This is a genomic window from Pseudomonas sp. LAP_36 (genome assembly GCF_019456785.1).
GTDB lineage: Bacteria > Pseudomonadota > Gammaproteobacteria > Pseudomonadales > Pseudomonadaceae > Aquipseudomonas > Aquipseudomonas tritici.
Window position 1 is genome coordinate 340,767 of the sequence record NZ_JAHZMS010000005.1, and the last position, 19,888, is coordinate 360,654.

The window sequence follows — 19,888 nt, forward strand, 5'->3', positions numbered from 1 at the left end:
CATTTGATCTGTGCTGTGTCAACTGACCCGTTCGACGTGTGCTGCAAACACTTCCCGAAACCGCGCCATCTCACGCTTGTCCCCCACCGTCACCCGCACCCACTGCGGCCAGCCTTTAAACACCCGGCCGATCAGCACGCCCTGCGCCGCCAACTGCTCGATCACCTGCTCCGCCGGTTGCTTCACGTCGATCATGAAGCAGTTGGCCTGGGAGGCGGTGCAGGTGAAACCACGGTCTTTCAGCCAGGCCACGGTCTCGTCACGCAGCTGGTTATTGAGCGCCTTGCGTTGCGGCAGCAGTTTCACGTCTTCCAGGCTGGCAATGCCGCCGAGCAGGGTGGAACCTGCCGGAACGTTGTCGCCGCCAAACACGGCCAGCCGCTCCAGTAGCGCAGGGTGGCCGATTGCCAGACCCAGACGGGCGCCGGCCATGCCGTAGATTTTCGAGAACGTGCGCAGCACCAGCAGGTCGTGATGGTCCTTGACCCAACTGACAACGCTGGGGACGTCGGCGAAATCGATATAGGCCTCGTCCACCACCAGCACACTGCCTTTGGGTTTGTTTGCCAGTGCCTGGCGGATGGCCTCGGTAGACGTGACAGTGCCAGTGGGGTTATTGGGGTTGCACAGGTAGAGCATGCCCGCCTGGGGATCGGCGGCGAGCATCGCCGGGATGTCGTGGGCGTGGTCGGCGCTCAGACTGACTTCCTTCACCGGCGCCTTGTTCGACTCGGCCGCCTGGCGCGGCACTTCGTAGGACGGCGTGGCCATCACCAGGCCACGGGTTTCGCTGGTGAATGCCAATACGGCATAGCGCAAGGCCGCCATCGAGCCTGCAAATACCGCCACCTGCTCCTCGGCAATTTCCTGCTGTTGGGCAAACAGCCCGGCTAAAGCATACATATGGCCGTAAGGATAACGTCCGGAGGTGGCGATGCCCCGCTGCATCGCCTCCCGCGCAGCCCCTGAAGGGCCATAGGGGCTTTCGTTGTAGTTGAGCCGTACCTTGTCAGACGCTGCCGGCGACGGCGCCGCAACCGCCCAATCCAGGCGCCCCAGTAATGGCAGGGCGGCGCCCACGGCGAGAAGGGACCGACGACTAACGCTGACCATATGACAACTCCTTGTTGTAGGGCGGGTGATGGATTCGCACAGCTCGTACAAAAGTGTATGACGAGAAAGGCGTCGGCCGATTTAACCGAACGCCCAAGAAAAAGCCCCGCGCTTCTCTCGAAGGCGGGGCTTTTTCACTGCGGGACCACTCAGTGAGCGTAGGTCAGCAACAGCTCTTTCGGCACTTGGAAATCCAGGGACATCATCACGCTGAGCGCGGTGATGGTGAAGATCGAGAACACGAACAGCTTGCGCGCCCAGACGGTGTCATCCACCGCTTTGTAGCCGGTCCAGGCCATGTACAACCAGTACATGCCCATGGCGGCGGCGACGGCGAGGTAGCTCATGCCGGCGTAGCCACTGAAGGTCAACATCAAGGTCGCCACAAGGAAGGCCAGGATGTACAGCAGGATGTGTTTCTTGGCGACCTGGATGCCACGTTTAACCGGCAAAACCGGAATCGACGCAGCCAGGTAGTCATTGAAGCGGAAAATCGCGATGGCGTAGGAATGCGGCATCTGCCACAGGCTGAACATCACCAGTAGCACCAGCGCGGCCATGTCGAAGCTATTGGTCACAGCCACATAACCAATGACCGGCGGCATCGCCCCCGACAGACTGCCCACCAGCGTGCCGTGAACCGACTTGCGCTTGAGGTACAGGCTGTAGAGGCCGACGTAGATGACAAAGCCGATCACGGCAAACAGCGCCGCCAGCGGGTTAGCCACCTTGTACAACAGCACCACACCGGCAACACCCAGGACGGTCGCGAACAGCAGCGCCAGCTTCAGGGAAACCAGCCCCTGTACCAGCGCGCGGTTCTTGGTGCGCTCCATCTTGATGTCGATGTCGCGGTCGATGCAGTTGTTGAACACACATCCGGAAGCTACCACCAGGGAGGTGCCGATCATTGCAGCCAGGAAGATGGCCAGATCGACATGTCCCTTGGAGGCCAGGAAGAAACCGCCCGCCACAGAAAGCACGTTACCGAAAATGATCCCCGGTTTGGTGATTTGGATAAAGTGCTTAAGCGACATCGGGTCTTACCTCACTTCGCCATCATGAACGTATGGATGCTGAACATGATCCATATCGACAGGCCAACCAGCAGCAGGATTACTAGGCCTGCGAACACGAACGCAATCACGTTATCGCGCTGCTCTTTCGAGCGATCCAAGTGCAGGAAGTACACCAGGTGAACCAGCACCTGAATCACCGCGAACGCCAGCACGATCATCAACGTGATCGACTTCGGCAGGGTTGGGTACATCACCAGGCCGAACGGGATCAGGGTCAGGATTACCGACAGGATGAAGCCGATGGCGTACGACTTAACGCTGCCGTGGCTCGCATCGTGGCTGTCATGGTCATGGGAGTGTGCATTAGCCATTACAGAGTCCCCATCAGGTAAACAACGGTGAAGACGCAGATCCAGACCACGTCCAGGAAGTGCCAGAACAGGCTCAGGCAGCTCAGGCGAGTCTTGTTGGTGTTGGTCAGGCCGTGTTTATTGACCTGATACATCATCACCGCCATCCACAGCAGGCCTGCCGTTACGTGCAGACCGTGGGTGCCGACCAGCGTGAAGAACGCCGACAGGAAACCGGAACGGTGCGGGCCGTAGCCTTCGGAGATCAGCAGGTGGAACTCGTTGATCTCCATGCCGATGAAGCCCAGGCCGAACAGGAAGGTCAGGCCCAACCAGCTCAGTACGCCCTTCTTGTTGCCCTTGTAGAAGGCCAACATGGCGAAGCCGTAGGTGATCGAACTGAACAACAGCAAGGCGGTTTCGCCGAGCACGTAAGGCAGTTCGAAGATGTCGTGGCCCGACGGGCCACCCGCTACGTTGTTTACCAGTACCGCGTACACCGCGAAGATCGACGCAAACAAGATGCAGTCGGTCATCAGGTAGAGCCAGAAACCGAAAACGGTCATCGGCCCCGAGTCGTGGTGATGGTCATCGTGCCCATGGTCATCGACATGGGCGTGTCCAGCATTGGTCACTAAGTTCGACATGGTTTAAGCCTGTTCCAACGAGGTTTCTACACGGTTGGCCGGGATTTTCTTCTCGGCGACCAGGCGAGCGTGCTGCTCGGCTTCGATGCGTTCGATCGTTTCGACCGGCACCATGTAGCCTTGATCATCACGTGCAGCGTGGACAATGAAGTAGCCGATGGTGCCCACCAGGCTAACGATTGCCAGCCACCAGATGTGCCAGATCATCGCGAAACCGAACACGGTCAACAGCGCACCCATCACCACGCCAGTGGCGGTGTTGCTTGGCATGTGGATCGGTTCGTAGTGCTTGGGCTTCTGGTACGCAGTACCGTCTTCCTTGGCTTCGGTGAACGCATCGATGGTGTTCGCAGTAGGGATCACGGCGAAGTTGTAGAACGGAGGTGGCGACGAAGTCGACCATTCCAGGGTGTGGCCGTTCCATGGGTCGCCGGAGTCGCAAGCGTTCTGCTTACGGTCACGGATGCTCACGTACAACTGGATCAACTGGCAGGCAATACCCACAGCGATCATGATTGCACCGAACATGGCAACGTACAGGTACGGTACCCACTCAGGGTTGGTGGTAGCGTTCAGACGACGGGTCATGCCCATGAAGCCCAGTGCATAGAGCGGCATGAACGCGACGAAGAAGCCCGAGATCCAGAACCAGAATGCAGCCTTGCCCCAGCCTTCGTGCAGCTTGAAGCCGAACGCTTTCGGGAAGTAGAAGCTGAAACCCGCGATGTAGCCGAATACAGCACCACCGATGATCACGTTGTGGAAGTGAGCGATCACGAACAGGCTGTTGTGCAGGACGAAGTCAGCACCCGGGATGGCCAGCAGTACGCCGGTCATGCCGCCAATGGCGAAGGTCACCATGAAGCCCAGGGTCCACAGGACCTGGCTGGTCATGCGCAGACGACCGTGGTAGATGGTGAACAGCCAGTTGAATAGCTTCACCCCCGTCGGGATGGAAATCAGCATCGTTGCCAGGCCGAAGAAGGCGTTGACGCTGGCCCCCGAACCCATGGTGAAGAAGTGGTGCAGCCACACCATGAAGCCCAGTACAGAGATTGCGCCCGATGCGTAAACCATCGAGTGGTGACCGAACAGGCGCTTGCCGGTAAAGGTCGAGATCACTTCGGAGAAGATACCGAACGCTGGCAGGATCAGGATGTACACCTCAGGGTGACCCCATGCCCAGAACAGGTTCACGTACATCATTGGATTGCCACCAAGTTCATTGGTGAAAATGTGGAAATCCAGGTAACGGTCAAGCGACAGCAGCGCCATGGTAGCGGCCAGGATCGGGAACGAAGCCACGATCAGGACGTTGGCCCAGGTGCAGGTCCAGGTGAAGATCGGCATGTCCATCAGTTTCATGCCAGGGGCGCGCATTTTCAGCACGGTGGCCAGGAAGTTGACCCCCGTCAGCGTCGTCCCGAGTCCTGATAACTGTAGCGCCCAGATGTAGTAGTCCACACCCACGCCAGGGCTGTATTGCAGGCCCGACAATGGCGGATACGCAACCCAACCGGTCTTGGCGAATTCGCCGACGCCCAGGGAAACGTTGATCAGCACAACGCCGGAAACCAGCAGCCAGAAGCTCAGGGAGTTCAGGAACGGGTAAGCCACGTCACGCGCGCCGATCTGCAGCGGCACTGCAAGGTTCATCAGGCCGGTGAAGAAAGGCATCGCCATGAAGATGATCATGATCACACCGTGGGCGGTGAAGATCTGGTCATAGTGTTCAGGCGGCAGGTAGCCAGGCGAACCCTCGGTGGCCATGGCCAACTGGGTACGCATCATGATGGCGTCGGCAAAACCACGCAGCAACATGACCATGGCGACGATGATATACATCACGCCGATTTTCTTGTGGTCGACCGACGTCAGCCACTCGGTCCACAGGTAGGTCCACTTCTTGAAATAAGTGATTGCCGCAAACAGTGCCAGACCACCCAACGCGATCATGGCGATGGTAATCATCACAATCGGCTCGTGGAACGGGACCGCATCCCAACTTAATTTACCAAACATCGTTTACTCCTCTGCCCCAGCAGTTGAATGCGAGCCCGCGTCAGAACCTTCAACCGCGGCCACTTCTTTCTTCTCGTGCTTGACCGGCTTGCCTGGCTTCATACCTTCGTACTTGTCGACGATTTTCTGAAACAGGTTCGGCTCAAACGCGGAGTACAGCGCGACTGGGTTGTTCTGGCTTGGTTTGGTCAGGGCGTCGTATTCAGCTTGATCAAGCTGTTTAGGTGCGGCCTTGACTTTGGCGACCCAGGCGTTGAAATCTTCCTGGCTCGTCGAGATCGCTTTGAATTTCATGCCGGTGAAGCCAGCGCCGCTGTAGTTCGCGGAGATGCCTTCCATTTCAGCTTTTTCGTTGGCGATCAGGTGCAGTCGGGTCTGCATGCCTGCCATCGCGTAGATCTGACCGCCCAGGGCTGGGATGAAGAACGAGTTCATCACGGCGTCGGAGGTAATCCGGAAATTAAGCGGAGTGTTCTCCGGGAACTGGATCTCGTTGACAGTGGCGATACCCAGGTCCGGGTAGATGAACAGCCACTTCCAGTCCAGCGCAACCACTTCGATATTGATCGGCTTGACGTCGGATTCCAGCGGACGGTACGGGTCCAGTTCATGGGTCGACTTATAGGTGATGTAACCCAGGGCGATGATGATGAGGATCGGAACCAGCCACACCGCGATTTCAATCTTGGTGGAGTGCGACCACTTCGGCGCGTAGGTCGCGCTGGTGTTCGACGCGCGGTATTTCCAGGCGAAGGCGAAGGTCATGATGATCACAGGCACCACGACCAGCAGCATCAGCAGGGTGGCGGTGATGATCAGGTTTCGTTGATCCAGACCGATCTGTCCTTTTGGGTCCATCAAGGTCCACTTACAGCCTCCCAGCATTAACATCATGCCAAGCAGCGGCAAAAAGCCTAGTAATCGGGGGTACCTGTTTTTACTCATCTCACGACCTCTAAAGCAGCTTGCGCAATGCAGTTGGGTTTTGATCGCCAACACTTCACCCTGCCAAGGGTTGGCATTTCTCTTCGATTGAATAAGAGCCTGCCCGTCACGCCATAAATCTACGTTTCACGGACCTGCGGTGAGTTCTTATTCGATTTCGTGGCTAAAGGCCTTGTTACAGACCAATTCCATTTGGTGCGGGTAGTTGAAAGGCTGCCGGAACCTTGGGGTCGCACAGAGCCATCCATCTGCCCCTCGACCGCTCCAGTGCTCAAAGATTGAACAGCACCGGACATTCAGTGCGGGCGATTGTAGTTAGCTAGCGATGTATAAACCATGTCTTATAAAGAAATAATTTTTATCGATTACAGCAATAATCCTTCACCTTTATTGCAAAGGTTCGCGATCTTATCGTGTTCGATTCTCAACAAAAACCACAAAAATTGCCGTGTTATAGGGCAACCTGCCGCAGTCCTTACGGTCTGTAAGGGCACGCCAAACCGATGCAACCCCCCATAAAACAAGGCATTCAGACATCACGAAATCGCGGGAGCAGCGTGAGGTGCACGCCACTGGCGGAGCCACGAAGTGACAGCACATCTTGGCCGCATGATGCAAATTTAAGCGACCGTTTGGCGGGTCAGAAACGTCTTGCGGCTGCTTCCGTGTGACAACATGTCGCATGCTGCGCGCACTCGCCGTTGTCCTGCGTCACGCTCTGTTCACAAATCCCCACAAACAAAAAACGCCCCGGCCTTCCTTTAAGGAGGACCGGGGCGTTTCAGTAAATGGCTCAGGCTTTGCGCTGGCGATTACGGTAAATGCCCAGGGGCACCAGGATTACCGTCAGCACGAACGCGACCAGCGCCCATTGCGCCAGGGACAGGCCCAGCACCGGTGGGTACGGGGTGCTGCAGAAACCATCGACCTGGAAGCCCAAGGGAAACACCTTGGCCAGGGGCAGGTCATCGACGATCGGTTGCAGCACATCAATGCCGCAGCTGACCTGGGGATAGAACTGGGTGTACACATGGTGACCGGCTGCGGCGACACCACCGAGGGCGCTGAGGATCACCAGCCCCTCGAAAAAGGTGAGCGCCCCTTTGGTGCGCATGGCCGCGCCGATGAACGCGAAGATCGCGATCAGCAATAAGGCATAGCGTTGCAGGATGCACAGTGGGCATGGCGCCTCGCCCAGCACCACCTGCATGTAGAGCGCACCGCCGATCAGCGCCAGGCAGATGATGCCCAGCAACACCAGAAAGCGCCGCTCCCTGCCTAAACGCAATTCGTCACTCATTTCCGGTTCCCTTTGTTTGGTTGTGCCAATGGCCGCAAGTTTACACACAGGGAGTGGTTTAAACAGAGGGGGTTAACGGGGGATTAATCTGGAGAAATAGAGAAACCAATGTGGGAGCGGGCTTGCTCGCGAATGCGGTGTGTCAGTCAACTTATGTATGACTGATCTACCTCATTCGCGAGCAAGCCCGCTCCCACATTTTTGGACAGTGTGGACCTTCAGGCCTTATTCCAGGGCCGCCGCTGGGCCGAAGAATTCGTAGCGGCTTTGTTTTTCGGGGACACCCAAGGCTTTGAGGTGGCGCTTGATCGCGGCCATGAAGCCTTTGGGGCCAAGGAAATAGGCGTCGATATCGCGCTGCTCGGGCAACCACGCCGCAAGCTGTTCCAGGCTGAGCAACCCCACCTTGTCCGCCGCTGGGCTCACACCATCATCTTCGGCGTAGCAATAGAAGCGCTTGAGCTGCGGGTGCTTGGCGGCCAGGGCATCCACCCAGTCACGGAATGCATGCACGCCGCCATTGCGCGCGCAGTGAATGAAGTGCACCGGACGCTCGGTGGCCAGGGCGGCTTCGAGCATCGGCAAGGTGGGCGTGATGCCGACCCCGCCGCTGATCAGCACCAGCGGTTTATCGCTGGCCGCCAGGGTGAACTCACCCGACGGTGGGAACAGGTCGATGGTCGCGCCGACGTGCAATTGGTCATGCAGGTAGTTGGATACCCGCCCACCGGCTTCGCGCTTGACGCTGATACGGTACAGGCCCGTGTCAGTCAGGGCCGACAGGGAATAGTTGCGGCGCACTTCCTCGCCATCCAGCACCAGCTTCATGCCGATGTACTGGCCCGGCGCGGCATTGAGGATCGGGCCGTTGTCCACCGGGGCAAAGTAGAAGGAGATGATCTCGTCGCTCTCCTCCACCCGCTTGACCAGCAGGAACGGCCGCGCACCACGCCAGCCACCGGGTGCCTGGGCTTTCTCTTCATAGATCGCCGCCTCAGCGCCGATCAGGATATCCGCCAGTTGGCCGTACGCCGCGCCCCAGGCACTCATCACTTCGGGGGTCGCGATCTCGCTGCCCAGCACTTCGGAAATCGCCCGCAGCAGGCAGGCACCGACGATCGGGTAATGCTCCGGCAGGATCTGCAGGGCCACGTGCTTGTTGATGATCTTGGCCACCAAATCACCCAGTTGATCCAACTGGTCGATATGTCGCGCATACATCAACACACCGTTGGCCAGGGCGCGGGGCTGGTCGCCGCTGGCCTGGTGCGCCTGATTGAACAGCGGACGAACTTCTGGGTACTCGGAGAGCATCATGCGGTAGAAATGGGTGATCAATGCTTCGCCACCACTTTCCAGCAGGGGCACGGTGGACTTGACGATGGCACGGTCTTGGGCACTAAGCATGGGAGCCTCCTGGGCTTCTTCACTGATTACCCTGACTTACTCAGTATTCGTGCCAACTTATTAATCTTTACTTTTCAAGCACTTAAATTACATGTAGTCAGTATGACTTCCTACACCTTATAGTCATAAGGACTACAAGGAGTCTTTATGACTGCGCACTCATTGCTCACCACCCTGCTGCCTCTGGTCGCCGACCTGTCCCGCGAGCTGCCTGAAGGCGAGCGTTACCGCCGCCTGCTGCAAGCGATGCGCGCCCTGCTCCCTTGCGATGCCGCCGCGTTGTTGCGCCTGGACGGCGAATGGCTGGTGCCACTGGCCGTCGATGGCTTGAGCGCCGACACCTTGGGTCGACGCTTCAAGGTCAGCGAGCATCCGCGCTTTGCCGTGCTGCTGAGCAGCCCCGGCCCCACGCGCTTTGACAGTGACAGCGAATTGCCCGACCCCTATGACGGCTTGGTGGATGGCCTGCATGGCCACCTGGAAGTACACGACTGCATGGGCTGCCCGCTGTTCGTCGACGACCAGCCCTGGGGCCTGCTGACCCTGGATGCCCTCGACACCGAGCGTTTCGAACGCGTGGAACTTGATGCCCTGCAAGCCTTCGCCAGCCTCGCCGCCGCCACCGTCAACGTAGCCGAGCGCATCGAGCGCCTGGCCTTGCGCGCCGAAGACGAACACCAGCGTGCCGAGATTTACCGCCAGGCCAGCGGCCAGCAGCACAAGGAAATGATCGGCCAAAGTAAAAGCCACAAGCGCCTGGTCGAGGAGATCAAATTGGTCGGTGGCAGCGACCTGACCGTACTGATCACTGGCGAAACCGGAGTGGGCAAGGAACTGGTGGCCCAGGCCATCCACGCCGCATCAACACGCGCGGACAAACCGCTGATCAGCCTCAATTGCGCCGCCCTGCCGGAAACCCTGGTGGAAAGCGAGCTGTTCGGCCATGTGCGCGGCGCCTTCACCGGCGCGTTGAATGAGCGCCGCGGCAAATTCGAACTGGCCAATGGCGGTACGTTGTTCCTGGATGAAGTGGGTGAGCTGTCACTGACAGTGCAAGCCAAGCTGCTGCGGGTACTGCAAAGCGGCCAGTTGCAGCGGCTGGGCTCGGACAAGGAACACCAAGTGGACGTTCGCCTGATCGCCGCCACCAACCGCGACCTGGCCTTTGAGGTGCGCAACGGCCGCTACCGCGCCGATTTTTACCACCGCCTCAGCGTGTACCCCCTGCAAGTACCGGCGCTGCGCGAACGCGGGCGCGATGTACTGCTGCTGGCCGGCTACTTCCTCGAACAGAACCGCTCGCGCATGGGCCTGGGCAGCTTGCGCCTGACCAGCGATGCCCAGGCGGCGCTGCTGGCCTATAACTGGCCGGGCAACGTGCGAGAGCTGGAACATTTGATCGGACGCAGCGCGCTGAAAGCCTTGGGAAACTGTCGCGAACGTCCGAGGATTTTAAGCTTGAGTGCCCAGGACCTCGACCTGCCCGATGTCAGCGCGCCGCAGATCGAAGAACAGACTGACATGGCGACCGCCGTCACCGGCGACCTGCGCCAGGCCACCGAGTACTACCAGCGCCAAATCATCAGCGCTTGCCTGGAGCGCCACCAGCACAACTGGGCCAGCGCCGCCCGCGAACTCGGCCTGGACCGCGCCAACCTCGGCCGAATGGCCAAACGCCTTGGAATGAAATAACCCAAACAACCCGCTCCCACATTTAGATTTGTTGTGCCTTAAAGACTGGGTTCACACGCTTCACCCTCCGAAACACCAACACATTCCCCACCATCACCAGCACCAACCCCACCAACGCCGGCGCCGTCCACTGATACCCCTCAACAAACGCCGACACATTCAGCGCCACCACCGGAAACAACACCGTGCAATACGCCGCACGCTCCGGCCCCATCCGCCCCACCAACGTCAGATAAGCCGTAAACCCAATCACCGACCCCGGAATCACCAGGTACCACAACGCGCCGACATACCGCGCGCTCCAGTCCATCTCGAACGGAATCCCACGCACCACGCAATACGTCGCCAACATCGCCGCGCCATACGCCATGCCCCAGGCATTGGTGGTCAACGGCCTGAGCCCGGCCTTCTGCTGCAAACTCGAGAGCATATTGCCCGCCGAGAAACACATTGTCCCCAGCAACGCCAACCCCAAGCCGAGCAAGGTCTGCGGACTGGCGGTATGCCCCACCAGTTCTGGCCAGAACAGCAAGCCCAGTCCCAGCAAGCCAAGGCCGCCGCCCATCAACACATTGCGCGCCACCCGCTGGCCGAAAAATACCCGGGCATTCAGCGCGTTCCACAGCGTAGCCGTGGAGAACACCACCGCCACCAACCCACTGGGAATCCACTGGCTGGCCGTAAGAAAGCACATGAAGTTGACGCAGAACAGGCACAGCCCTTGGGCCAGGCAGATCAAGTGCCCACGCCGGTTCATCACCTGCAACTTGCGGCTGAGCACCAACAGCGCAAACAACACCAGCGCCGCCAAGCCAAAGCGATAAACGATGGACACGGGGATGGCCACCACGCCCAGTTGCCACTTGAGGGCGATCCAGGTGGTGCCCCAGATCAGCACGGTGAGTAAATACAGGGAAAGGTTCATAGCGGGCTCCATCGGTTGAGCCACAGTGTGGCCCGCCCTCCGTGGCGCGCTCTTGCACAATCTTGCGCTTTTGTCGGACGACGGGATCACAGCGCCAACTGCGGGGAGTAGGATGCAAAGCGTCGGAGAGTACTCACCATGCCTGATCTGGAATCCCTGCAAGTCTTTCAAGCCCTTAATCGCTCGCCCAACGCACGCCTTGAGGCCTGCGCCGAGCTCGGTGACGGCTTGTCTGCGGCGTTGTGGAGCAACCACCATGACTCGCAGGATTACCAGGCGCCGAGCCATCACACGCTGTCGTGCTACATCGGCGGCGGCACCGGCACCTTTCGGCGTGACCAGCCGGGCACCAAGGGCGGGCCCGACAAGCTGTGCATCCTGCCCGCCGAGCATCAGTCGGCGTGGGTGATCAACGGCGAGATTCGCCTGGCCCACGTGTATTTCAGCCCGGAGCAGTTTGCGTTGGGCTGCATCACCCTGCTCGACCGCGAGCCCCGCACCTTGCACCTGCGCGAAAGCACCTTCCTGGAAGATGCCAGCCAGGCCCGGCGCTTTCATCAATTGATCGCGCTGAACTGGCACGAACCCGCCGAGCGCTTGCTGACCAGCAGCCTGGCCCATGAAATGCTCAGCCACACCCTGCTCAGCCAGGTGGGCGCGCGTGAAGGGCTGCGCCTGAAAGGCGGGTTGGCGGCGTACCAGCGACGACTGTTGGTGGACTACATCGATCACCACCTGGAAGACCCGATCAGCCTGGGCCAATTGGCCGGGATGTGCGCGCTGTCGGAGTACCATTTCGCGAGGATGTTCCGCCAGACGTTCGGCCTGCCGCCCCATCAATATTTGTTGGCGCGGCGATTGACCCGTGCCCAGGCGCTGCTGCGCAGCGGCGCCCTGCCCTTGGGCGAGATCGCCTTGATGTGCGGTTTCTCCAGCGCCAGCCACTTCACCCATCGCTTTCGCCAGGCCATGGGCGCCACACCCGGCGAGTATCGCCAGGCGTTCTGCGCTTAGATCATCAACCCCAGGGTCTTGGCCTTGGCCACCGCTTGCGTACGCCGCTCCACGCCGAGTTTGCTGTGGATGCGCCGCGCGTGGGTCTTGACGGTGTGCAGGGAGATAAACAGGCGGTCGGCGATTTCCAGGTTGGAGTTACCCAGGGCGATCAACTGCAGCACTTCCAGCTCGCGCTGGCTGAGTGGGTTCTCGACCGCTCCTGACGTTGAGGCTTGGGGCTCCATGCCCAGCTCGCTCAACAACCCCGGCGAGCGCAGCCGCAGCTCGCGAATCGCCTGCTGCACCTGGCAACGCTCCGCCAGCTCCAGCCCGGTTTGCAGCGAACGGCGCGCCAGTGAGGCGTCGCCGACTTGCCAAGCCACTTCGCCGAGCACCAAGTGCAGCTCGGTCTCCAGGCAGAGCATGCCGCGTTGGTGGGCGATGCCCAGCAAGGCCGTAAGCCGCGCTACGGGTTGCTCGGCACAGCCCAGTTTCACTTCCGCCAGTACCAGCAGGTATTCCAGACGCGGGATCAGTTCCAGGGTGGCCGGCGGCGCCTGCTTGGCCTCGGGCCCACGGAAATGGCGCAGTACGCGGCGCACTGCTTCTACGGTCAGGTCGGCGCGCCCCTGTTGCAACCAGAAATGCCCGCTGACCAACAGCAGCACCGCGCGATACACCCTGTCGGGCACCTGGCGTTGTTGCATCAGCCGTTCGGCTTCGCGCAGTTGGTCAAAGGCTTGGGCGTAGTCGCCACGATTGGCCGCCATCAGCGCCAAGCCGAGAAACCCGTAGAGCACGCGCTTGTCCTGGCTGTGCAGGCACACCTTCAAGCCTGTTTCGAAGCATTCGACCGCCAGGCTGTCTTGCCCCTGGCGCAACGCCAGATGCCCGCGCCGCAGGGCAATGCGCCCGACCAAGGGCCCGGCCTTGAGCCGCTGCTTGAGTAACATCGCCTGCACATTTTCCAGCAGGCTTTGCGCCCGATACGGCGCGCCGCGCTGCTCCAGCAATTGCGCGTGATCCAGTTCGAGCAAGGCCTCGAGCAGCAACGAACCATGGGCCCGGGCCAGGCACAACGCTTCACGGCTCAGGCTCTGGGCCACGTCCAACTCGCCACGCAGCAAGGCTTGCTGGGTCAGGCCCGACAAGCACATCAGCCGCGACGTCCAGGCACTGTCGGGCAAGGCTTGCAGCGCCTCCAGGAAATGTTCGCGAGAGCGCTCTGCATCGCCGCCCAAATGCAGCAGCCAGCCCCATTGCGCCTGCCAGCGCGCCAGCAGGTAGCGTTGTTGCGCCGCCGTCGGTTGCGGGGCGAACCGCGCAAGCTGGTCGATGCATTGCGCGGCCCTGTCGAAACGCCCGGCGAACAGCAATGCCGCCGTCACCAGCCCGACCAGTTGCGCCGAGCCGAGCATCAATTCATCGCCATGCTGCTCGTGCAAGCGCAACAGCAACACCGCGTTCTGCTGGCGGAACAGGTCCTCGAAACTGAAGTACTGCAACAGGCTCACCGCGACTTCATATTCTTCGGCCAGCAAGGCGTGCTCAAATGCCGCCTGCCAGTCCTGTTCGGCGGTGAACCATTGGCAGGCGCGCCGGTGCCAGGAGCGCTTGGCCGGCCAGGGCTCATCACGCATCAGCTGTGCCAGCGGCGGGAAAACCTGTAGCCAATCCGTGTCTTCCCAAGGCTGGATAAACGCGCCGAGGGCCTGCAAGTCCCGCAGGTATTGGACGCCGTCGCCAAAGCCGAACAGGTGCTCGCACAACCCCGTATTAAAGCGCGGCAGATGGGCCAACACGCGCCAGGCTTCGGCCAGCTCGGCCGGCAAGGTGCTGAACAGCTCGTGTTGCAAATAGTCGAGCAAGGTTTTGTCCGGGTGACCATCGCCGAGCAGCGCGATGCGCACACCGGCGCACCAGCCGGCGCTGAACTGCAACACACGGTCGACGGACTGCCCTGGCGCATGGCTGAGCAGTTGCTTGATTTCCTCAGGATCAAACGCCAACTCGGCGCCACACTCCAGCAACTCATCGTCGAGCAACAGCCGCGGCCAATTGCACGCTGGACGGCGCCGCGCCCCAAGCCACCAGCTCAACGCCGGGCTGCTGGCAGTGAGCAGGCGGTCGAGCAAGGCGTCGGTGTCGGGCGCGGGTAAGCGGCAGAAGTCATCGAGGAACACCCACGCCGAGGTGTGCCAGCGGCCAAGGTCCAGCAGCAACGTGGCTTCATCGGTGAATGGCAAGCCGAGGCTTTGTGCCAGGCGCAGGCACAGATCGAGAGGGCTGAGGGCAACACCATTGAGCGGCAACCAGTACACCTGGCAATCCTGGGGTGCCTGCAATGCGCACTCGGCGAGCAACGCACTTTTGCCACTGCCACCCGGCGCGCACAACAGCTTCACCCTGACCTGCGCCGCCAGCAAAGGCACCGCCAAGCGCGGGCGCAGCAGATGGTGGGCGGACAGCCGAGGCATGAATCCAGGACGGTCCAGGCAGCGTGTCATGGCGGTCATTGCTGCATCCTGCGTTTTTATTGTTATGCAACGTGGCGACTACCCTAGTCCTGTGGTCGGCGGTTGTTGAAGAAGTATTCAGCGGGGTGATTGAAGGGCATAAAATTCAAGGCATACACAAACCAATGTGGGAGCGGGCTTGCTCGCGAATGCGGTAGATCAGTCAATACATCTGGTGACTGGCACTCCGTATTCGCGAGCAAGCCCGCTCCCACATTTGGATTATGTTTCAAATGGAGATCAGCGAACCCCCTCTGCCCTCAACGCCGCCGGCGTGTAATCCGCCGCCTTGGCATTGAACCCAAACACAAAACTGCTCTTCTCCTCGTTCTTCATCCCCAAGGCGATGTAGCGCCCTGCGATGATGTCGTACAGCGTCTCCACCGTGTAGGCGGGCACCTGGTGGTTGTAGTAGAACTGCGCATGCCCTTCGGCAACCCGCCACAGTTGGCCACGGCCGTCGTAGTGATCCACCAGTGCCACCTGCCAGCTGTCTTCGTCGATGTACATGTGGCGCTTGGCGTAGATGTGCCGCTCGCTCGGCTTGACCGTGCCAACCACTTCCCACACGCGGTGCAGCTCATAGCGGGTCAGGTCCTGGTTGATGTGGCCGGCCTTGATGATGTCGTCGTACTTGAGCGTCGGCTGGTCCAGCTTGTAGCTGTTGTAGGGGATGTACATCTCCTTCTTGCCCACCAGCTTCCAGTCATAACGGTCAGGCGCGCCGGAGAACATATCGAAGTTATCCGTGGTGCGCAGCCCATCGGATGCAGTACCCGGACCGTCATACGACACCTGTGGCGCACGGCGCACGCGGCGCTGGCCGGCGTTGTAGATCCAGGCCAGGCGCGGCTCCTTCACCTGGTCGAGGGTTTCGTGTACCAACAGCACGTTGCCCGCCAGCCGCGCCGGCGCCGTCACCGATTGCTTGAAAAAGCTCAGCACGTTGGCGGCCTTGGCCTGGTCCATGTCCGGGATCGCTTGCGGCACCGCCACTTCTTCTTCGAAGCGGATCGGCGTGTACCCGCCGTTGGTCTGCGGGGTGGCCTGGGTGATGATGCGGCGCAGGTTGCCACCGTGGTATCGGGTGATGTGGTTCCACAGCACTTCCACGCCATTCTTCGGAATAGGGAACGCGTAGTAGCGGTTGCCGGTGAAATTTTCCAGGCCATTACCGTCGTTGATGGCCTTGACGTTCAGCGCGCTGCGCTTGATCGACTCGTAAATCTCCGGCGGCAGATTGACCGTGCGGTGGCTTGGATACACCGGAATTTTATAGGTCTCGGGATAGCGCTTGAACATCGCTACCTGGCCGTCAGACAGCTTGTCTTTATATGTGTCGACGGTGGCGGCGGTGATCACGAACAATGGTTTTTCACTGGCGAACGGGTCGGCGAGGAAGCCCTTGCTGTCCACCGCACCGGCGTTTTTGGGAATGCCGCCAGTCCAGGCCGGGATCGAGCCATCGGCGTTGCCGGCTTTTTCGGCGCCCACCGGGGTCAGGGTGGTGCCCAGCTTGGCCGCCTCGTCCGGCGACACCGCCGCCATCACGTTGGCGGCCAACAGGCTGAGGGCCATTACCGCAATTATCTTACGCATAGAGTCTTGTCCTTCTTTAAGCCAAATCAGAAGTTCACGCCGAAGCTGAGGGCGAGGAAGTCGCGGTCGGTCAGGGTGTTGTAGTCGCCACCAAAGAAGTCGGTGTAGCTGAGGCTGGCGGTGTAGGTGTTGCGGTAGTCCGCATCGACCCCCGCACTGATCGCCTTGGCGCCTTTGTTGAACAGGCCGTTGGGGCCGTAGCCGGCGACGTCATGGGACCAGGACAGGTTGGGCTTGAGGTTGATCCCGGCGATCACGTTGTTGTAGTCAAGGATCGCTCGCGCGCGGTAACCCCAGGAGGTGGACGTGACAAAGCCATCGGTGTCGCCTTCGAAACCATAAGCGCCGTACACCGAGTCGCGGCCGTAACGCAGTTTGGATTTATCCTCTAGGCCGCCGACGTGCACGATGGCCGCTTCGCCCACCAGCGTCAGGCGTTCAGCGCCGAGTACCTGGTCGAAGAATTGGGTCATGCTGCTTTGGATCTGGGTGATTTCCTTGCGGCGGTAGCCTTTGTTGTCAGAACCGAAGTTGCTGCGGATAGGTGAGGCGAGCTGGCCTGCGACGGGGTTGATCAGGGCCAGGGTCAGGTCGGTGGTATTGAGTTGCACCGGAGCATTTGGGCGGTAGCTGATCTCTCCGGTCCACGCCGTGCCGGTGGGCAAGGTGGTGGAAAAACTGGCCCCGAACAGGCGAATATCTTCCGGGTAGTCGAGGTAGTACTGGCCGCGGCCGAGCATCAGGCTCTGCACCAGGCCCGCACCGGAGCCCGGCGCAATGGCGTTGGCGGTGCCGGAGATCGCGCCGAGTGTCGCCAAGTTGGTGTTGTTGGTGATGGTGCCCACGATCGGTGAACGGCTGTGGTAGTTCATGAAGTACAGGCCGTACTCGGTGTCATCCCCCAGCCAACGCAAGGCCGTACCGAACTGGCCGGAATCCCGCGCATCGCGGTCACCGGCGCGACGTACGATCACGCCTTCATTGGTCGCGCCAAACCCTTGGCCGAACGCCGCCGCCACAGGTTGCAACGGCCTGATCGCCGGGTTCCCGACGGTGTAGTTGTTGGTGCAACCATCCGCCGCCACATCGCTGCCAAAAAAAGTGCCGCAGTTATCCAGCACCGTCTGGTCCCATTCCAGCTGGTAGAACCCTTCTACGGTCAGTTGGCTGGTCAGGCTTTGTGAAGCGAACAGCATGTTGACCGGGATCAGCCCTTCCTTGATCTCGGCACCCGGGCGACGGAAGGCAGACACGTCAATCGGGTTGATGCTGTTGATGGAGTTGCCGATGAAAGTACTTTCACCCCAGCTCACCACTTGCTTACCCGCGCGCACGGTGCCCGGCAGATCGCCCAGTGAGTAGTTGTGATAAACGAAGGCATCGAGGATCTGCGCACCGCTGGACTTGGCGCCTTCCTTGCGGTTGTGGTCGCTGATCTGCTTGAACTCGCGATCTTCGTCCTTGAGTTCGAAGTCGTACCAGTATTTGCCACGGACAAACACGCCCGTGTCGCCGTACTTCAATTCAAGGTCGTGCAGGCCTTTGAAGATTTTCGAGAAGGTCTCGCCCTTCTTGAAGTTCAGGCGCCCGTCATCCCCGGTGGAAGCCTGGCCGGTGCCGCCATTGACGGTGCCCACCAGTTTTTTGTCCGCATCGCGCATGCCCCAACTCGCGCCCACCGACAGCGAGGAGTCGAATTGCCCTTCGATCTCGCCAATGTTGAATGAAACAGCCTGTGCCTGCGCACAGCAACCCAACGCAACCGCAGCGGCCAGCGCCTGTGGCCTGAAGATGGCGCGCATTGTTGTTCTTGTCATGCGTCTTCCCCGGTGAGTGACAGAAGGCCCCACCCTACTGCCGACCATCAGGAGGGATAAGCGCACCAAGGAGGGATTCGTGTTGTCGCTCGAAAGGATTACCGGGCGCTCTGGCGTGGGTCTGCGCGCGGGCATGCACCGTGTGGATGGCGGGTTATCAGGAAGATGGATGGAGCACGTTAGAACTGTTGCTGATTCAGCAACAGTCCTTGTCATGAATCGGCATTACTCATTTTGTTACTAACGGCTATTCTTGCCGGGCTTTCAGGGCAAACGGCCCGCTTCCCCGACCGGAAGAAAAGCCAGATTCAAATGGATTGATGTCTGTTTTCAATCCGTTACCGGTGTTCACTGACGTTGATTTGTCGCTCCTTGATCCAACGTCTTACTTCGGCCGCTGCCTATGCAGCGGCCTTTTTTATGCCTTGAATAAAACGGGGCGCCATCAGCGCCCCGTAGGATTCACTCTTTTTCAAGCAACGATCACAGGCTGTATTTCTGCAGATTGGCCATCATCTCCTTCAACGCCTCGATATTGTCCTTGGGGTGGGCCGCACCGTCGAAGTCGCAGATCTGCTGCCAGTGTGCGGCCACATCGTCGGGCGAGAAGCCGGCTTCAGGGTCAAAGCCCACGCCCAAGCTGCGTTCCCAGCGGGTCTTGCCGATCCAGCCGCCGCCTACTTCAAACAGCCCCGAGGTTTCCTGACACGCCTCACTGCCCAGGTACACCACCAGCGGGCTGACCAGCTCCGGCTTGAGGCGCTCGAACACTTGCGGTGGGATCAAGCCTTCGGTCATGCGCGTGCCGCCGGTGGGGGCAATGGCGTTCACCAGAATGTTGTTCTTGCGCCCTTCCAGCGCCAGCGTGCGGGTCAGCCCATAGAGGCCAAGCTTGGCCATGCCGTAGTTGGACTGGCCGAAGTTGCCATAGATGCCCGAGGTGGACGCAGTGAAAATCACCCGGCCGTAAGCTTGCTCACGCAGATGGGGCCAGGCAGCGCGGGTGACTTTGTAGGCGCCTTCGACATGCACCCGGTAAACCAGGTCCCAATCGCTGTCGTCCATTTTGTGGAAAGTCTTGTCACGCAGAATACCAGCGTTATTGACCACCACATCGATACGGCCGAAGGCATCGAGGGCGTTCTGCACGATCTTGTCACCGTCGGTGACAGAGTCATGGTTGGCCTCGGCAATACCGCCCGCTTCACGAATCTCGGCCACGACCCGGTCGGCGGCCGAGGCATTCGCGCCTTCACCCTGGGTAGAACCACCGAGATCGTTGACCAACACTTTCGCGCCATGTTTAGCGAACAACAGCGCATGGGCCCGGCCCAATCCGCCGCCGGCACCGGTGACGATCACGACCTTATCCTGGAACTGCACTGACTCACTCATACCGAACTCCAATGGCGACAATGGGAATGGGTCGAGTGTCAGGCACGGGGGCTCTGGTCACAATAGATACGGCAGGGGCTGAATGGTGCTCGATAAGGCTGAGGGATGATTGTGATGGACTAACGAAAATCTAAATGTGTGTAGT

General features: G+C 60.1%; 15 protein-coding genes. 2 read left to right on the top strand and 13 right to left on the bottom strand.

Annotated features, from left to right (window positions below):
* Positions 1 to 18 precede the first annotated feature (18 nt).
* The 8 genes from JBO08_RS18735 to hmpA all read right to left on the bottom strand — a co-directional run bounded on the left by JBO08_RS18735 (position 19) and on the right by hmpA (position 8,803).
* Positions 19 to 1,113, bottom strand: coding sequence for a pyridoxal phosphate-dependent aminotransferase (locus tag JBO08_RS18735; RefSeq protein WP_065880731.1), 1,095 nt, complete (start codon positions 1,111 to 1,113; stop codon positions 19 to 21).
* A gap of 149 nt (positions 1,114 to 1,262) precedes the next feature.
* Positions 1,263 to 2,150 (bottom strand): heme o synthase, encoded by an 888-nt coding sequence (gene cyoE, locus JBO08_RS18740; protein WP_049711593.1) that lies wholly within the window; start codon positions 2,148 to 2,150, stop codon positions 1,263 to 1,265.
* An 11-nt stretch (positions 2,151 to 2,161) separates the two neighbouring features.
* Positions 2,162 to 2,503, bottom strand: a complete 342-nt coding sequence (gene cyoD, locus JBO08_RS18745) for a cytochrome o ubiquinol oxidase subunit IV (protein ID WP_010206434.1) — start codon at positions 2,501 to 2,503, stop codon at positions 2,162 to 2,164.
* On the bottom strand, positions 2,503 to 3,129 hold the full coding sequence (locus JBO08_RS18750) for a cytochrome o ubiquinol oxidase subunit III (protein WP_017734786.1): 627 nt from the start codon (positions 3,127 to 3,129) through the stop codon (positions 2,503 to 2,505). The genes cyoD and JBO08_RS18750 overlap by 1 nt, the downstream gene beginning before the upstream one ends.
* A gap of 3 nt (positions 3,130 to 3,132) precedes the next feature.
* Positions 3,133 to 5,151: a cytochrome o ubiquinol oxidase subunit I gene (gene cyoB / locus JBO08_RS18755; protein ID WP_049711591.1), complete on the bottom strand. Its 2,019-nt coding sequence runs from the start codon at positions 5,149 to 5,151 to the stop codon at positions 3,133 to 3,135.
* 3 nt (positions 5,152 to 5,154) lie between these two features.
* On the bottom strand, positions 5,155 to 6,096 hold the full coding sequence (gene cyoA / locus JBO08_RS18760; RefSeq protein WP_049711590.1) for a ubiquinol oxidase subunit II: 942 nt from the start codon (positions 6,094 to 6,096) through the stop codon (positions 5,155 to 5,157).
* A gap of 793 nt (positions 6,097 to 6,889) precedes the next feature.
* Positions 6,890 to 7,396 carry a disulfide bond formation protein B gene (locus JBO08_RS18765; protein WP_065874484.1) on the bottom strand — a complete coding sequence of 169 codons (507 nt, stop codon included), beginning with the start codon at positions 7,394 to 7,396 and terminating at the stop codon, positions 6,890 to 6,892.
* A gap of 225 nt (positions 7,397 to 7,621) precedes the next feature.
* Entirely contained in the window at positions 7,622 to 8,803 is a 1,182-nt protein-coding gene (gene hmpA / locus JBO08_RS18770) for an NO-inducible flavohemoprotein (protein ID WP_065880730.1), read from the bottom strand.
* Between the two features lie 147 nt (positions 8,804 to 8,950).
* On the opposite strand from hmpA, the gene norR reads away from it, so the two are divergent.
* The gene (gene norR, locus JBO08_RS18775) at positions 8,951 to 10,495 is read left to right on the top strand and encodes a nitric oxide reductase transcriptional regulator NorR (protein WP_220074413.1); all 1,545 of its coding nucleotides are present in this window, start codon (positions 8,951 to 8,953) and stop codon (positions 10,493 to 10,495) included.
* A gap of 22 nt (positions 10,496 to 10,517) precedes the next feature.
* Here the strand turns inward: norR and JBO08_RS18780 are convergent, their stop codons facing one another.
* Entirely contained in the window at positions 10,518 to 11,420 is a 903-nt protein-coding gene (locus JBO08_RS18780) for a DMT family transporter (RefSeq protein WP_065874481.1), read from the bottom strand.
* Positions 11,421 to 11,558: 138 nt separating this feature from the next.
* On the opposite strand from JBO08_RS18780, the gene JBO08_RS18785 reads away from it, so the two are divergent.
* Positions 11,559 to 12,434 (top strand): helix-turn-helix domain-containing protein, encoded by an 876-nt coding sequence (locus JBO08_RS18785; protein WP_065874480.1) that lies wholly within the window; start codon positions 11,559 to 11,561, stop codon positions 12,432 to 12,434.
* Here the strand turns inward: JBO08_RS18785 and JBO08_RS18790 are convergent.
* The 4 genes from JBO08_RS18790 to JBO08_RS18805 form a co-directional block, all read right to left on the bottom strand.
* Positions 12,431 to 14,932 carry a LuxR C-terminal-related transcriptional regulator gene (locus tag JBO08_RS18790; protein ID WP_065874479.1) on the bottom strand — a complete coding sequence of 834 codons (2,502 nt, stop codon included), beginning with the start codon at positions 14,930 to 14,932 and terminating at the stop codon, positions 12,431 to 12,433. The genes JBO08_RS18785 and JBO08_RS18790 overlap by 4 nt on opposite strands.
* 240 nt (positions 14,933 to 15,172) lie before the next feature.
* Positions 15,173 to 16,531 (bottom strand): DUF1329 domain-containing protein, encoded by a 1,359-nt coding sequence (locus JBO08_RS18795; RefSeq protein ID WP_065880729.1) that lies wholly within the window; start codon positions 16,529 to 16,531, stop codon positions 15,173 to 15,175.
* 26 nt (positions 16,532 to 16,557) lie between these two features.
* Positions 16,558 to 18,348: a DUF1302 domain-containing protein gene (locus tag JBO08_RS18800; protein ID WP_083213942.1), complete on the bottom strand. Its 1,791-nt coding sequence runs from the start codon at positions 18,346 to 18,348 to the stop codon at positions 16,558 to 16,560.
* A 483-nt stretch (positions 18,349 to 18,831) separates the two neighbouring features.
* Positions 18,832 to 19,743: an SDR family oxidoreductase gene (locus JBO08_RS18805; protein WP_049711581.1), complete on the bottom strand. Its 912-nt coding sequence runs from the start codon at positions 19,741 to 19,743 to the stop codon at positions 18,832 to 18,834.
* Positions 19,744 to 19,888 lie beyond the last annotated feature (145 nt).

What these genes read in the sequence shown, in the direction of transcription:
- JBO08_RS18735 (WP_065880731.1), bottom strand. Translation starts at nt 1,113, where the DNA reads ATGGTCAGCGTTAGTCGTCGGTCCCTTCTCGCCGTGGGCGCCGCCCTG.
- JBO08_RS18750 (WP_017734786.1), bottom strand. Translation starts at nt 3,129, where the DNA reads ATGTCGAACTTAGTGACCAATGCTGGACACGCCCATGTCGATGACCAT.
- hmpA (WP_065880730.1), bottom strand. Translation starts at nt 8,803, where the DNA reads ATGCTTAGTGCCCAAGACCGTGCCATCGTCAAGTCCACCGTGCCCCTG.
- JBO08_RS18765 (WP_065874484.1), bottom strand. Translation starts at nt 7,396, where the DNA reads ATGAGTGACGAATTGCGTTTAGGCAGGGAGCGGCGCTTTCTGGTGTTG.
- JBO08_RS18780 (WP_065874481.1), bottom strand. Translation starts at nt 11,420, where the DNA reads ATGAACCTTTCCCTGTATTTACTCACCGTGCTGATCTGGGGCACCACC.
- cyoE (WP_049711593.1), bottom strand. Translation starts at nt 2,150, where the DNA reads ATGTCGCTTAAGCACTTTATCCAAATCACCAAACCGGGGATCATTTTC.
- norR (WP_220074413.1), top strand. Translation starts at nt 8,951, where the DNA reads ATGACTGCGCACTCATTGCTCACCACCCTGCTGCCTCTGGTCGCCGAC.
- cyoB (WP_049711591.1), bottom strand. Translation starts at nt 5,151, where the DNA reads ATGTTTGGTAAATTAAGTTGGGATGCGGTCCCGTTCCACGAGCCGATT.
- cyoA (WP_049711590.1), bottom strand. Translation starts at nt 6,096, where the DNA reads ATGAGTAAAAACAGGTACCCCCGATTACTAGGCTTTTTGCCGCTGCTT.
- JBO08_RS18795 (WP_065880729.1), bottom strand. Translation starts at nt 16,531, where the DNA reads ATGCGTAAGATAATTGCGGTAATGGCCCTCAGCCTGTTGGCCGCCAAC.
- JBO08_RS18790 (WP_065874479.1), bottom strand. Translation starts at nt 14,932, where the DNA reads ATGACCGCCATGACACGCTGCCTGGACCGTCCTGGATTCATGCCTCGG.
- cyoD (WP_010206434.1), bottom strand. Translation starts at nt 2,503, where the DNA reads ATGGCTAATGCACACTCCCATGACCATGACAGCCACGATGCGAGCCAC.
- JBO08_RS18785 (WP_065874480.1), top strand. Translation starts at nt 11,559, where the DNA reads ATGCCTGATCTGGAATCCCTGCAAGTCTTTCAAGCCCTTAATCGCTCG.
- JBO08_RS18800 (WP_083213942.1), bottom strand. Translation starts at nt 18,348, where the DNA reads ATGACAAGAACAACAATGCGCGCCATCTTCAGGCCACAGGCGCTGGCC.
- JBO08_RS18805 (WP_049711581.1), bottom strand. Translation starts at nt 19,743, where the DNA reads ATGAGTGAGTCAGTGCAGTTCCAGGATAAGGTCGTGATCGTCACCGGT.